We start from the raw sequence: 14,521 nt of genomic DNA on the forward strand, positions 1-14,521 counted from the left end.
AACGAGGGGGAATTTGGATGAAGCTCAATCGTGCGACCCTGCTGATCTCCAGCGCCGTCGGCGCCCTGATGATGCGGGCTCCGGCCTTCGCGGCCGACGAAGGTCCCAAGCCCGTCTCCACCGTCGAAGAGATCGTCGTCACCGCCCAGAAGCGGGAACAGACCCTGATCGACATTCCGCAGGCCATCTCGGTCGTGTCGGGGGACACGCTGGAAGCCTACCAGGCGACCAATTTCAGCGACTATCTGAAGCTGGTTCCGGGCCTGCAGCTGGACCAGAGCACGCCCGGCGAGGGTCGCCTGGTCATGCGGGGCGTCAACACGGGGGGCGTGGCCTCGACCGTGGCCGTCTATATGGACGAGACCCCGTTCGGCTCGAGCAGCGCCCTCGTCAACGGCGCGGTGCTGGCCGGCGACTTCGATACGTTCGACATCGCCCGCATCGAGGTGCTGCGCGGCCCACAGGGCACGCTATATGGCGCGAGCTCGATGGGCGGCCTGTTGAAGTTCGTGACCAACACGCCTGACACCAAGGGCTTCATCGCTCGCGCCCGCGTCGCGCTCGAGGACACCAAGGGCGGCGCGATGTCGTATCGCACGACGGCGATGGTCAACATCCCGCTCGGCGAGACCGTCGCGGTCCGCGCCTCGGGCTTCTACCGCAAGGACGGCGGCTTCATCGATTCGATCGGAACCGGCGGTTCGGACGTCGAGCGGAACATCAACGACGCCAAGGTCTATGGCGGCCGCGCCTCGCTGCTGTTCAAGCCGACCGACAAATTCGACCTGCGCCTGACGGCGGTGCTGCAGGACATCAAGGCCGACGCCCCGACCGTGGTCGAGAGCGATCCCGACACCCTGAAGACCCTGCACGGCGGCCCGACCCTGTCGCAGTTCGCGCCGGCCTTCTCGGACGTCGAATACCGCATCTACAACGCGGTGGTGAACTACGACCTGGGTTTTGGCACGCTGACCGCGTCAAGCAGCTACAACAAGCAGAACCAGACCAAGCGCGACGACGCCTCTTTCAACCTCAGCGGCCTGATCGAGAGCGTGTTCGGTCCCGCCAACGACCTCTACCTGGGCCAGAAGACCAACAACCGGAAATATACCGAGGAAGTGCGCCTGGCCTCGAACGCCGGCGCGCCGTTCGAGTGGCTGGTCGGCGGCTATTTCACCGACGAGAAGGGCCTGATCCACCAGGAGTACATCGCCGTCCAGCCGGGCACGCTGACCCAGCTTACCGGTCTGCCGCTTCTGGCCAACCTCGACCTCAATTCGCGCTACAAGGAATATGCCGGCTTCGCCAACGCCACCGTGCATCTGGGCGAGCGGGTCGATGTCGATCTGGGCGGCCGCTACAGCCACAACAAGCAGGTCGCCGGGCAGTCGGCCACGGGTGTGCTGGCCGGCGGTACGCCGATCAACAGCGGCCTGAAGTCGTCGGACAACGTCTTCACCTACTCGCTGGCCCCGAAGTTCAAGATCGACGATCGCCGCGCGGTCTATGCCCGCGTCGCCAAGGGCTATCGTCCGGGCGGTCCGAACGTGATCCCGCCCAGCGCGCCGGCCGACACCCCGGCCACCTTCGCGCCGGACAAGGTCACCAGCTACGAAGCCGGCTTCAAGGGCGAGAGCGCCGACCGTCGCCTCAGCCTGGACGTCGCCGCCTTCCACATCGACTGGAAGGGCGTCCAACTGCTGACCGTGGTCAACAATTTCGGCGTCAACACCAATGGCGCGGACGCGAAAAGCGATGGCGTCGAGTTCACCGCCACGGCGCGCCTCGCCAGCGGCCTGACCGTATCGGCCAACGGCGCCTATACCGACGCCAAGCTTTCGGGCGACACCAGCGCCCTGGTCGGCGGCAAGAAGGGCGATCAGCTGCCGTTCACCCCCAAGCTCAGCCTGGGCTTCAACGGCGACTATACTTGGACGATCGGCGACAAGCAGGCCTATGTCGGCGCCTCGCTGCGAGTGATGGGCAAGCAGAGCGGCATGTTCGACGCCGAGTACCGCGCCGCGCACAGCCAGCAGCGCCAGCTTCCCTCGTACGAGGTCGTCGACCTGCGGGTTGGGGTCAGTTTCGGCAAGGTGGACCTGGAGGCGTACGTCAAGAACGCCTTCGACTCGGACGGCAAGATCTCGACCGGCGCGGTCACCGCCAATGGCCTGCCGGTCTATCCGGGCGGCGCGATCGGCACGGGCGTGATCCGGCCGCGCACGATCGGCCTCAGCCTGACGGCCGGCTTCTGATCACATGACCGCTATCGCCAGAACCGCCCAGGACGAGAAGGCCGATGAAGCTATGGAGGGCGCCTTGCCGTCGCCCTACCTCCTGTTCCTCGGCGACACGGTCGAGCCCGGCTACGCCAAGACCGCGTTCGGCCTGCGCGACTGGGTCGGCGAGCGCTGCGTCGGCGAGTTCGTCCTGCCGGGCGCCCGGGTCAGCACCGGCCTGCCAGCCCTGGCGCCGGCCCAGGCCGTGGCCGAGGGCGCGCGGGGCATGGTGATCGGCGTGGCCAACGCCGGCGGGATCATCCCGCCAGCCTGGATCGCCGGTCTGGTCGAGGCGCTGGAGGCGGGGCTCGACCTCATCTCCGGCATGCACGCCAAGCTGGGAGATATCCCGGAGTTGAAGGCCGCCGCCCAGCGGACCGGCCGCCGGCTGATCGACGTGCGCACTCCGCCGACAGGGATTCCCGTCGGCTCGGGCAAGCGCCGCTCGGGCCGCCGGATCCTGACCGTCGGCACCGATTGCGCTCTCGGCAAGAAGTACGCGGCCCTGGCCATCGCCCGAGGACTGCGTGGACGTGGCGTCGATGTCGACTTCCGGGCCACCGGCCAGACCGGGATCATGATCGCCGGCGCCGGCATACCGATCGACGCGGTGGTCTCCGATTTCATCGCCGGGGCGGCCGAGATGCTCAGTCCCGCCGCGCTGGCCAGCCATGTCGACGTGATCGAAGGGCAGGGGTCCTTGATGCACCCCGCCTACGGCGCGGTGTCGCTGGGTCTGTTGCAAGGCAGCCAGCCCGACGTCTTCGTGGTCTGTCACGAGCCGGGCCGCACCCAGATCCTCGGCTATCCCGGTCACGCCGTGCCGTCGATCGAGGCGGTGATCGAGGCGACCGTCCTGATGGGGCGGGTGACCAATCCGAATATCCGCTGCGCGGGGATCAGCCTCAACACCGGCAAGCTGTCGCCCGAGACCGCCCAGGCCGAAATTGCTGCCGTGGCTCAGCGCCTGGGCCTGCCGACCGCCGACCCGCTGCGGGGAGGCCCGGCCTTCGAGCGGCTGCTGGACGCCTGCCTCGCATGAGCGGGAAGGCGGCCCCAGGCTGGTTCAGCCGCTGGCTGCTGCCAGGCCTGGCGTTCAAGGCCGCCGTCATCGGCGGCGGCTACGCCACCGGCCGCGAGATCGCCGAGTTCTTCCTGCCCGCTGGTCCCTGGGGCGGCCTCGTCGGCCTGGCCCTGGCGACGCTGATCTGGAGCGGCATGTGCGTCCTGACCTTCCTGTTCGCGCGAGCGACCGGGGCGCGGGACTATCGGAGTTTCTTCCAGGCCCTGCTGGGGCGCGGCTGGATCGCCTTCGAGCTGGCCTACGCCTTCTTTGTCGTCCTGGTGCTGGCCGTGTTCGGCGCGGCGGCCGGCGAAATCGGCCATGCGGTGTTCGGCGCGCCGAAGTGGGCGGGGATGCTGGCCCTGCTGCTGGGCGTCACCGGGTTCGTCGCCTTCGGCAGCAAGGTGGTCGAGCAGTTGTTCGCCTGGGTCTCGATCCTGCTCTACGGCGTCTATGGCTTGTTTCTCGTTCTGGCCCTGACGACCTTCGGCTCCGACATCGCCGCCGCCTTCGCGGTTCCGGTCCAGGTCGGGGCCGACGCCCTGATCGGCGGAACCACCTACGCCGGCTACAACATCATCGGCGCGGTGATCATCCTGCCGGTGACCCGGCGCCTGCTCAGTGATCGGGACGCGGTGACGGCCGGCCTGATCGCCGGGCCTCTGGCGATGATCCCGGCCTTCGTCTTCTTCGTCTGCATGTGCGCCTATGCGCCAGCCGTCACGGGCGCGGCCCTGCCATCGGACGTGCTGCTGGCCAAGCTGAACCTGCCGGTCTTCCGCGCGCTGTTCCAACTCATGGTCTTCGCGGCGCTGCTGGAGAGCGGTACGGGCGCGGTCCACGCCATCAATGAGCGCGTCGCCGTAGCCTTCCAGGTCCGGATGGGACGGCCGTTCGGCGTCCGCGCCCGCGCCGCCTGCGCCCTGGCGCTGCTCGTGTTCTGCATGGTGCTGGCCGATCGGGTCGGGCTGGTGAGCCTGATCGCCGGCGGCTATCGCCTGCTGGCCTACGCCCTGATCGCGCTCTACGTCGCGCCGCTGGCGCTGGTCAGCCTTGTTCGTTTCGCCCGACGTCCCGTCTTCCAGCCGGAGGTCCCATGATCAGCCTCATTCTCGCCGCGGCGCTTGCCGCCGGCCCCGTCGTCCAGCCGCCCAAGGGCTTCGACGCCCATGTCGAGGCCCTGCGCCAAAAGGTCGGCGCGCCGGGCCTGTCGATCACCATCGTCGACGAGGGGCAAACCGTGCTCGCCAAGGGTTATGGCGTCCGCAAGCTGGGCGACCCGGCCAAGGTCGACGCCGATACGCTGTTCATGATCGGCTCGACCGGCAAGGCCTTCACCACGGCGGCCCTGGCCACCCTGGTCGACGCTGGCAGGCTGTCCTGGGACGACAAGGTCGCCGATCGCCTGCCGGGCTTCCAGATGTACGACCCGTGGGTGACGCGCGAGCTGACCGTGCGCGACCTGCTGGTCCACCGCAGCGGCCTCGGCCTGGGGCAGGGCGACCTGCTGTTCGTGCCACGCAGCAACATCCCGCGCGCCGAGGCCGTGCGCCGCTTGCGCTATCTGAAGCCCGCCACCAGTTTCCGCAGCGGCTACGCCTACGACAACGTCCTCTACATGGTGGCCGGCCAGCTGATCGAGGCGGTGACCGGTCAGACCTGGGAGGCCTATACGCGCGATCATGTACTGGTCCCGGCCGGCATGAACGCCTCGACCACCGACGAGCGCCGCTTCGACAACCCCAACCGCGCACAGCCGCACGCGCGACTGAACGGAGGCCTGCGCGGGGCCGGCGATCAGGAGATCCTCGACGAGCGCGACGAGCTGGCGCGCAGCGCCGCCCCGGCCGGCGGCATGGCCGTCAGCGCCAACGACATGGCCAAGTGGCTGAAGCTGCAACTGGCCCGCGGCGCCCTGCCGGACGGCAAGCGGCTGTTCAGCGAGGCTCAGAGTCAGGCCATGTGGCAGCCGACGGTTATCGAGCCGATCGACCCCGCGCCCCCCGGCATGGAGGTCACCAAGCCCAACTTCCAGGCCTATGGCCTGGGCTGGGAGATTCAGGACTACCGCGGAACTCAGATCGTCTGGCACAGCGGCGCGGTGCTGGGCTTCAAGACGGTGGTGGTGCTGATTCCCGACCGCAACGCCGGCTTCTCGATCGAGCTGAACAGCGAGGACGGCGAGCTGCCGCGCGGCATGATGCTGGAGCTGCTGGACCACTATCTGGGGGTCAAGCCCGAGCCGTGGACCGAGCGCTACATCGCCTACAAAAAGCAGTTGATCGCCGGCGCGCTGAAGACCCTGGGCGGCGTCCAGGTCAAGCCGGCCGGCGTCGGGCCTTCGCTGCCCGCGGCCAAGTACGCCGGGACCTATGCCGACCCCTGGTACGGGGACATCGCGGTAACCGAGGGCGACGGGGCCTTGCGCATCGACTTCAAGTCGACCCCGCGCATGGCCGGCAAGCTGGAGCACTGGCAGTACGACACCTTCGTCACCCGCTTCGACGACAAGACGCTGGAGCCGGCCTACGTCACCTTCAACCTCGACCCCGACGGCAAGATCACGCGGGTGACGATGAGGGCGGTGTCGCCGATCGCCGACTTCAGCTGGGATTATCACGACCTGCTGTTCACGCCCAAGGGCGCGCCGTGAACCACGTCAAACCCGCGTCGCTGCAATCTTTAAGGGTGACGCCCGGGCCGGGCGCCGCCCTGGAGGCCGATCTGGCGATCATGGCCCGGCTGGAGGGCAAGCCGCTGCCGACCGTGGTCGAGCTGGCCCAGATGCTGGAGGTCTCGCAGACCACGGCCTTTAGGATCATCACCCGCTTCAAGCAGAGCGGCCTGCTGAAGCTGGTCGACCGCGTAAGGCTGCCGGCCGATGTCTGCCACTGCATCGCCGACCTGCGCACCCGGCTGACCGACGGCGGCGCGCTGGACCGGCTGGAGTCGCGGCTGCGGGACGACCCATGCGTCTCGACCGCCGCCGCCGTGACCGGCAAGCACAGCTACCGGGTCATCGCCCTGCATCGCGGCATGGCCGAAGCCAATGCGTGGTTCAGAACCCTCCTGACCGAGGACGCTGTCATCGACGGCGCGCTGATCTTCTGTCGGCCGATCATCGACCGCCAGCACTACGCCCAAGCGTTGACCGGCGGTTCTCGCTAGGTTTCGTCGAGCAGGGCCAGGACGTTGGCCAGGGTGGGGGCGAGATCGTCGCGCCGCCAGGCCAAGCCGGTCTCCAGCATCGGCGCCGCGCCGGCCAGGGGGACATAGGCGACCCCCGCTCGCGCCAGGTTTCGCAGCGAAGCTGGCACGAGGGCGATCCCCAGACCGCTGGAGACCAGGCTGATCATGGTCTGCATCTGGATGGCCTCCTGGATGATCCGAGCCGCCCCGCCCAGCGATGCGAAATAGCCGGTGACCAGGTCGTGGAAGGCCGGAGCCACGTGCTTGGGGAACAGGATCAGCGGCGAGGCCAGCACCTCGGCGCTGGACATCTCGGTCTCGCGGGCGATGCGGCCGTCCTCGATCCAGGCGCTGGGCACGGCGGCGACCAGCGGCTCGCGCAGCAGGCGGCGGTAGGCGAGGGCCGGCGGCAGGGGATGATCGGCGGGCGGGATGATGATGCCGGCATGGCGCTCGCCGCTGACGATGGCCGGGATCTGCACATCGCTGGTGGCCTCGAACAGGCGGATCTCGACGTCCGGATAGGCCTGGGAGTAGCGCCGCACCAGCGACGGCAGGACGCTGTAGTCGGCCGTGCTGACGAACGACAGCGCCAGATAGCCGGTCTGTCCATCGCGCATCCGCTGGGCCAGGCCAGGCAGGCCGTCAAGCGCCGCCAGGACTTCCAGAACATGCGGAAGCCATTGCTCGCCCAGGGCGGTCAGGCGGACGCTGCGCTTGGTTCGCTCGAACAGCGGCGCGCCCAGGTCGCGCTCCAGGCTCATGATCGACTGGCTGAGCGGCGGCTGGGTCATGCCCAGCCGCTCCGCCGCGCGGCCGAAGTGCAGGGTCTGAGCCACGGCGACGAAGTGGCGGAGCGGGCGAGCGTCCATTGATATTCTCAGCGACCTAATTTGGCTGAACTAATATATTTTGAGAGCGAGCGAAACGGCCCTAAATAACCCCATCGCCGACATTGAGATTTGCCATGCCTCCTTATCGCTCACGCACCTCGACCCACGGCCGCAACATGGCGGGGGCCCGCGGCCTCTGGCGCGCGACGGGGATGAAGGACGAGGACTTCGGCAAGCCGATCATCGCCGTGGCCAACAGCTTCACCCAGTTCGTCCCGGGCCACGTGCACCTGAAGGACCTGGGCCAACTGGTCGCCCGCGAGATCGAGGCCGCCGGCGGCGTGGCCAAGGAGTTCAACACCATCGCCGTCGACGACGGCATCGCCATGGGCCACGGCGGGATGCTGTACTCGCTGCCCAGCCGCGAGCTGATCGCCGACAGCGTCGAGTACATGGTCAACGCCCACTGCGCCGACGCCATCGTCTGCATCTCCAACTGCGACAAGATCACGCCCGGCATGCTGATGGCCGCCATGCGGCTGAACATTCCGGTGGTCTTCGTCTCGGGCGGTCCGATGGAGGCCGGCAAGGTGCGGGTGAAGGGCGAGATCCGCGCGCTGGATCTGGTCGACGCCATGGTCGTCGCCGCCGACGACAAATACACCGACGAAGAAGTCAACGCGATCGAGAAGGCCGCGTGCCCGACCTGCGGCTCGTGCTCGGGCATGTTCACCGCCAACTCGATGAACTGCCTGACCGAGGCCCTGGGTCTGTCGCTGCCGGGCAACGGCTCGGTCCTGGCCACCCACGCCGACCGCGAAGCGCTGTTCAAGGAGGCCGGCCGCCTGGTCGTCGACCTCTGCCAGCGCTGGTACGAGCAGGACGACGCCACGGCCCTGCCGCGCGGCATCGCCACCCGGGCCGCGTTCGAGAACGCCATGAGCCTGGACATCGCCATGGGCGGCTCGACCAACACCGTGCTGCACCTTCTGGCCGCCGCCCAGGAGGGCGGGGTCGACTTCAAGATGGAAGACATCGACCGCCTGTCGCGCCGGGTGCCGTGTCTGTCCAAGGTGGCCCCGGCCAAGGCCGACGTGCACATGGAGGACGTCCACCGGGCCGGCGGCGTCATGGCCATCCTGGGCGAACTGGAGCGTGGCGGTCTGATCGACACGACCCAGCCGACCGTCCACGCCACCACCATGGCCGAGGCCCTGGCGCGTTGGGACATCGGCCGCACCAACAGCGCCGTCGCTCACGAGCTCTTTCGCGCCGCGCCGGGCGGCAAGCCGACCCAGATCGCCTTCAGCCAGGCCGCCCGCTGGGAGAGCCTGGACCTGGACCGCGAGAAGGGCGTCATCCGCTCGGTCGAGCATCCGTTCTCGAAGGACGGCGGCCTGGCCGTGCTGTTTGGCAATCTCGCCCCCGAGGGCTGTATCGTGAAGACGGCTGGGGTCGACGACTCCATCCTGACCTTCCGGGGCACGGCGCGTGTCTTCGAGAGCCAGGAGGCGGCGGTCAGTGGCATCCTGGGCGGCAAGGTCGTGGCCGGCGAGGTCGTGGTCATCCGCTACGAAGGACCCAAGGGCGGTCCGGGCATGCAGGAGATGCTGTACCCGACCACCTATCTGAAATCGAAGGGCCTGGGCGCGGCCTGCGCCCTGATCACCGATGGCCGCTTCTCGGGCGGCACCTCGGGCCTGTCGATCGGCCACGTTTCGCCGGAAGCGGGCGAGGGCGGCCTGATCGCCCTGGTCGAGACCGGCGACTCGATCCTGATCGACATCCCCAATCGCGGCATCACGCTCGAAGTCTCCGACGCGGTCCTGGCCGAGCGCCGCGACGCTCAACTGGCCCGTGGGTCGAAGGCCTGGAAACCTCTCGACCGCAAGCGCGAAGTCAGCCCCGCCCTGCGCGCCTACGCGGCCATGACCACCAACGCCGCCCGCGGCGCGGTGCGCGACGTCAGCCAGGTCGAATAGAGGGTTATAGCTGGGCCGCTGCTTCCCGGCAGAGGTCCAGCAGCCAGCCATTGGGCGAGTCCGCCGCGTCGCTGGCGCGTAGCACCGCGCCGAACGGCATGGGGGGCGGCGCGCTTGGCGGTTCGACCATGAACACCTTGCCGCGGTCGGCGGCCAGCTGGGCCAGGCGGCGCGGCAGGATGCAGGTCATGTCAGAGCGGCCGACCATGTTCATGGCGCTGAACGAGTCCTGCACCGTGAACGGCTGATAGGGAGTGTCGCCCAGGGCGTAGGTGTCTCCCCACGAGGTCGCGCGCCGCAGGCCCAGGTGCCCGGCCGAGGTGCGGTCGGGATCATCGTTGCCGCCACCCGAGACGCCCAGGCGCGGCAGGCGGGCCAGGGCGTCGTAGTCGACGCCGCTGGCGACCATCGGGTGGTCGGCGCGCAGCACCCACACCCCGGTCTCCTCGAACAGCGGACTATAGGAGAAGCGGCCGGGGATCGCCTCGAAGCAGCCGACGACCATGTCCAGCCGCCCGGTGTCGAGGTCCTCGGTCATGCCCGCATAGAGGTTGTGGAAATGGATCTGGACGTTTGGCGCGCTGGCGATCACGCGCTCGGCGATCAGCGGGCCCAGGACATAGGAAATATAGGTCCCGGCCGCGATGTTGAAGGTATGCGCGTCGACCGCCGGATCGAACCGCTGGCTGGTGACGGCGCTCTCCAGCAGCTTCAGGGCGGTGCGCGCGGTGTCGGCGATCTCCAGCGCGCGCGGCGTCGGCCGCAGGCCTGTCTGGCCTCTGACGAAAAGGTCGTCTCCGACCATTTCGCGTAGGCGCCGCAGCGAATGGCTCACAGCGGATTGCGAGAGCCCCAGCCGCTCGCCGGCGCGCGTGGCGTTCTTCTCTTCCAGCAGGGTGACGAACACCCGGAAGAGGTTGAGGTCGGCGGTTCTGAAATTCACGGCGTTCATGGCTGTCGTGAGTATATATCATTTCTCTCATGACAGGCCGAGCCCTATCTGAGGGCCAAGGTTCGCGACCCGAACGAACCCAACGATTCCCCAAAACCTATCGAGACGTGGAGCAGCGCGTGAGCGACGCTGAAGGTTACGAGGCTATAGCCGGCGCCGAGGCGAACGCGGCCAGCAGGCGGCGAGAGCGGAGCCTGGGCCAGCACCTGCGCTGGCCGCTGATGATCGGCGCGCCGCTGGTCGTTCTCGCGGGCATCGGCGCCTTCGTCGTGCTGACGGGCGGCAAGTCAGAGACCACCGACAACGCCTACGTTCAGTCCAGCCGCACGGGCATCAGCACCAGCATCGACGGCCGCGTGGTCGAGATCGACGTGCAGGAAAACCAGCGCGTGGCCAAGGGGCAGGTGCTGTTCCGCCTCGATCCGGCCGACTACCAGGTGGCGGTGTCTCAGGCCGAGGCCGCCCTGGCACAGGCCCGCTTCGACGTCCAGGGCAAGCGCGCGGTCTATAACCAGCGCCTGGCCGATCTGGCCGCCGTGCAGGAGACCGCCGGCTATGCGCAGCGCGAGGCCGCCCGCCAGCGGGACCTCGCCGCCGCCGGCGTCGCCACCAAGGCCCAGGCCGACGAGGCCCGCCACGCCGCCGACCAGGCCCAGCGCCAGGTCGCCGTCGTCCGGCAACAGATCGCCACGGCCCTGGCCGACCTCGGCGGTCGCGCCGACATCGCCACCGAGCAGCAGCCCGGCGTGCTGGAAGCGTCCGCCAAGCTCGAGCGCGCCAAGCTGGATCGTTCCTACGCCGCCGTGGTCGCCCCGACCGACGGCGTCATCGCCAAGGTCGAGCAGTTGCAGGTCGGCCAGCGGGTCGAGGCGTCCAGGCCGCTGTTCTTCCTGATCTCGGGCAAGCCCTGGATCGAGGCCAACTTCAAGGAAGACCAGCTGGCCCATATGCGCGTCGGCCAGCCGGCCACGATCAAGGTCGACGCCTATGACAAGCCGCTGAAGGCCCATGTCGCCAGCTTCAGCCCCGGCACGGGCGCCAGCTTCGCCCTGCTGCCGGCCGAGAACGCCACCGGCAACTGGGTCAAGGTCGTGCAGCGCGTGCCCGTGCGCCTGACCCTGGACGACGCCGCGCCCAGCAACCTCTCGGCGGGGCTCAGCGCCCAGGCGAAGGTGGACATTCGCTCGGGCAAGCGCTGATGACCCCCAAGGCGCTCCAGGAGGGTCACGCCCGCGACGTCGCCAATCGCTTGCCGATCACCATCTCGGTGATGCTGGCGACGATCATGATCTCGCTGGACACCACGATCGCCAACGTCGCCCTGCCGCACATCCAGGGCAGCGTCTCGGCCTCGACCGACCAGATCACCTGGGTGCTGACCTCCTACATCGTGGCCTCGACGATCATGACGCCGCTGACCGGCTTCCTGACCGAGCGGATGGGCCGCAAGATGGTGCTGATCGTCTCGATCATCGGTTTCACCGCCGCCTCGATGCTGTGCGGCGCGGCGCAGAACCTGGTCGAGATCGTGCTGTTCCGCCTGCTGCAAGGTCTGTTTGGAGCCGCGCTGATCCCGCTGTCCCAGGCCGTGCTGTTGGACATCAATCCGCCCGAGCGCCACGGCCAGGCGATGGCCGTCTGGGGCGCGGGCGCGGTGCTCGGTCCGCTGCTGGGGCCTGGCCTGGGCGGCTGGCTGACCGACAATCTCGACTGGCGATGGGTGTTCTTCATCAACCTGCCGATCGGCATCCTGGCCTTCTGCGGCGTGTTCTTCTTCCTCTCCGAAAAAAGAAGCAGCGAGAAGCGCAAGTTCGACACCCTGGGCTTTCTGGCCCTGGCCATCGCCATCGGAGCCTTCCAGCTGATGCTGGACCGCGGCCCCAGCCAGGACTGGTTCGGCTCACGCGAGATCTGGGTCGAGCTGATCGTCGCCGTCATCGCCCTGTGGGTGTTCGGCGTGCAGCTGGCCACGGCCGAGAAGCCGTTCGTGGCGCGGGAACTGCTGGCCGATGGCAACTTCATCACCTGCTGCCTGTTCGGCTTCTTCATCGGCATCCTGCTCTATAGCACCCTGGCCTTGCTGCCGCCGCTGATGCAGACCCTGCTGGGCTATCCGGTCGCCTTCACGGGCCTGGTCTCCATGCCTAGAGGTCTGGGCTCCTTCATCGCCATGTTCGCGGTGGGCCAGCTGATGGGGCGGATGAACATCAAGCTGCTGCTCAGCATCGGCCTGGCGATCAGCGCGCTCTCGCTCTGGCAGATGAGCCACTACAATCTGGAGATGGACACGACCCTGCTCGTGGTTTCGGGTTTCCTGTCGGGGGTCGGCACCGGCCTGATCTTCGTGCCCCTCAGCACGATCGCCTTCGCCAAGGTCATGCCGCAGCATCGGGCGGAAGGGGCGGGGCTCTTCACCCTGATCCGCAACATCGGCTCGGCGGCGGGCATCTCGATCATGCAGGCCCTGTTCGTCAGCGGCATCGAGAAGCACCACGCGGTGCTGGTCGAGCACGCCCGGCCCGACAACCCGCTGTACCAGGCCTACGCTCCGAACGTGTTCTCGACCGAGGCCGCCATGGCCGCGTTCAACGGCGTGATCGGCCGGCAGGCGGCGATGCTGTCCTATCTCGACGACTTCCGGCTGATGCTGGTGATCACCATCGCCTGCGCGCCGCTCATCCTTCTCATGCGTACCCCGAAGCCCGGGGCGAAGGCCGCCAATGTCTCCGACCACTAAGTTCCTGACCGCCTTGCTGGCGGCGACTAGCCTGTCCGCCTGCGCGACCGTGGGGCCGAACTTTCAGGCGCCGGACGCGCCCAAAGCCGCCTCGACCCTGGGCGCGGGCGAGACGGTCCCCGCCGCCGCGCGCCTCGACGCCGACACGGCCAACGCTGGTCCGTGGTGGACGGCGCTGAACTCGCCCGAACTGGACGCCGTCATCCGCCAGGCGCTGAAGGATAGCCCGACGCTCGCCGAGACCGACGCCACCCTGGCTCAGTCCCAATCGGCCCTGGCCCAGGCGCGCGGCGTGGCCGGACCTCAGGTCACAGGCAACGCCGGCGTCGCCCGCGAACGCGCCAACCTGCAGTCGTTCGGCTTCACGGGCTTTGGCGACATCAAGCTCAGCAACCCGACCTTCAGCCTCTATTCGGTCGGCGGCGCGGTCAGCTACGACCTCGACCTGTGGGGCGGCAATAGACGCCGCATCGAGGGCGCCGCCGCGCGCGTCGAAGCCCAGGGGCGCCGCGCCGAGGCGGCCTATCTCAGTCTCACCGCCAATGTCGCCCTTCAGGCGGCGACCATCGCCACGCTGCGGGCCCAGATCGCCAGTGTCGAGCGGATGATCGCCGACGACCAGGCCAATATCGAGCTGATCCGCAAGGCCAACGCCCTGGGCGGCTCGACCAGCCTGGCCAAGGTCTCGGCCGCAAGCCAGCTGGAAGAGGACCGCGCCCAACTGCCGGCCCTGCAGGGCGAACTGGCCGCCGCCCGCCACGCCCTGGCCGTGCTGATCGGCAAGGCCCCGGCCGACTGGAGCGCCCCGGCCTTCGATCTGTCGACCATGGCGCTCGGCGCCCCCGTGCCGGTGGCCCTGCCGTCGCAACTGGTTCGCAAGCGTCCCGACATCCTGGCCGCCGAGGCCGAGTTGCACGCCGCCACCGCCGATATCGGCGTCACGACGGCCGACCTCTATCCGAACATCAAGCTGAGCGCGTCGCTGACCCAGGGCGCGCTGAAGCCGGCCGACCTCTTCTCGTACGACGCCAGCGGCTGGGACATCGGGGCCGGCCTGACCGCGCCGATCTTCGACGGCGGCGCCCTGAAGGCCCGTCGCCAGCAGGCCCGCGAGGCCGCCCGCGCCGCCAGCGCCCGCTATCAGCAGACCGTGCTGACCGCCTTCGGCCAGGTCGCCGACGCCCTTTCGGCCCTTTCGGCCGATGAAGCGGCGCTCGCCGCCTACGCCCGCACCGAGCAGCAGGCGACCGAACGCCTGCGTCTGGCCAGGGTCGCCTTCGACAAGGGCGGCGGCACGCTGCTGGAAGTCGTCGACGCCCAGCGCACGCTCAACGCCGCGCGCTCGGCCCAGGCCCGCGCGCAGGGCCAACGCCTCGTCGACGCCATCCGCCTGTTCGCCGCGACCGGGGCCGATTGGCGCACCGGCTGACCCGGGATGGGCCCGCCTCAATTCTGACGGCTTCACCTCGTCTTTCCGAGCGGCTAG

Annotated in this window: 11 protein-coding genes; 9 read left to right on the plus strand and 2 right to left on the minus strand. The window is 68.7% G+C overall.

Translation table 11 applies throughout. The features are described 5' to 3' along the window. Window positions 1–17 precede the first annotated feature (17 nt). Genes AC07R7_RS19000 through AC07R7_RS19020 form a run of 5 tightly spaced genes read left to right on the plus strand, consistent with a single transcriptional unit; the run spans window position 18 to window position 6,510 of the window. Window positions 18–2,255: a TonB-dependent receptor gene (locus tag AC07R7_RS19000; protein WP_494636276.1), complete on the plus strand. Its 2,238-nt coding sequence runs from the start codon at window positions 18–20 to the stop codon at window positions 2,253–2,255. Between the two features lie 4 nt (window positions 2,256–2,259). Continuing rightward, a complete protein-coding gene (locus AC07R7_RS19005) occupies window positions 2,260–3,321 on the plus strand; it encodes an N-acetyltransferase DgcN family protein (RefSeq protein ID WP_494636277.1) in 1,062 nt (353 codons plus the stop codon). Beyond that, window positions 3,318–4,442, plus strand: a complete 1,125-nt coding sequence (locus tag AC07R7_RS19010) for a YkvI family membrane protein (RefSeq protein WP_494636278.1) — start codon at window positions 3,318–3,320, stop codon at window positions 4,440–4,442. Before AC07R7_RS19005 ends, AC07R7_RS19010 begins: the two co-directional genes overlap by 4 nt. Continuing rightward, entirely contained in the window at window positions 4,439–5,995 is a 1,557-nt protein-coding gene (locus AC07R7_RS19015) for a serine hydrolase (RefSeq protein WP_494636279.1), read from the plus strand. Before AC07R7_RS19010 ends, AC07R7_RS19015 begins: the two co-directional genes overlap by 4 nt. Next, window positions 5,992–6,510, plus strand: coding sequence for a MarR family transcriptional regulator (locus AC07R7_RS19020; RefSeq protein WP_494636280.1), 519 nt, complete (start codon window positions 5,992–5,994; stop codon window positions 6,508–6,510). Before AC07R7_RS19015 ends, AC07R7_RS19020 begins: the two co-directional genes overlap by 4 nt. Here AC07R7_RS19020 and AC07R7_RS19025 read toward each other — a convergent pair. Continuing rightward, window positions 6,507–7,403 (minus strand): LysR family transcriptional regulator, encoded by an 897-nt coding sequence (locus AC07R7_RS19025; protein WP_494636281.1) that lies wholly within the window; start codon window positions 7,401–7,403, stop codon window positions 6,507–6,509. The two genes, AC07R7_RS19020 and AC07R7_RS19025, sit on opposite strands and share 4 nt — an antisense overlap. Before the next feature lie 95 nt (window positions 7,404–7,498). Between AC07R7_RS19025 and ilvD the strand changes: the two genes are divergently transcribed. After that, window positions 7,499–9,346 (plus strand): dihydroxy-acid dehydratase, encoded by a 1,848-nt coding sequence (ilvD, locus tag AC07R7_RS19030; protein ID WP_494636282.1) that lies wholly within the window; start codon window positions 7,499–7,501, stop codon window positions 9,344–9,346. A gap of 4 nt (window positions 9,347–9,350) precedes the next feature. Here ilvD and AC07R7_RS19035 read toward each other — a convergent pair whose 3' ends face one another. Further along, the gene (locus AC07R7_RS19035) at window positions 9,351–10,298 is read right to left on the minus strand and encodes a LysR family transcriptional regulator (RefSeq protein ID WP_492884864.1); all 948 of its coding nucleotides are present in this window, start codon (window positions 10,296–10,298) and stop codon (window positions 9,351–9,353) included. Window positions 10,299–10,417: 119 nt separating this feature from the next. Here AC07R7_RS19035 and AC07R7_RS19040 point away from each other — a divergent pair, with 119 nt between their 5' ends. From AC07R7_RS19040 to AC07R7_RS19050, 3 genes are read left to right on the plus strand one after another with little or no spacing between them, the layout of a single operon-like run. Further along, window positions 10,418–11,497: an HlyD family secretion protein gene (locus AC07R7_RS19040; protein ID WP_494636283.1), complete on the plus strand. Its 1,080-nt coding sequence runs from the start codon at window positions 10,418–10,420 to the stop codon at window positions 11,495–11,497. Further along, window positions 11,497–13,035 carry a DHA2 family efflux MFS transporter permease subunit gene (locus AC07R7_RS19045; protein WP_492884868.1) on the plus strand — a complete coding sequence of 513 codons (1,539 nt, stop codon included), beginning with the start codon at window positions 11,497–11,499 and terminating at the stop codon, window positions 13,033–13,035. The genes AC07R7_RS19040 and AC07R7_RS19045 overlap by 1 nt, the downstream gene beginning before the upstream one ends. Beyond that, the gene (locus AC07R7_RS19050) at window positions 13,019–14,464 is read left to right on the plus strand and encodes an efflux transporter outer membrane subunit (protein WP_494636284.1); all 1,446 of its coding nucleotides are present in this window, start codon (window positions 13,019–13,021) and stop codon (window positions 14,462–14,464) included. Before AC07R7_RS19045 ends, AC07R7_RS19050 begins: the two co-directional genes overlap by 17 nt. The last annotated feature ends 57 nt before the right edge of the window (window positions 14,465–14,521 follow it).

It is taken from the genome of Caulobacter sp. GW821-FHT05F04 (assembly GCF_059419665.1).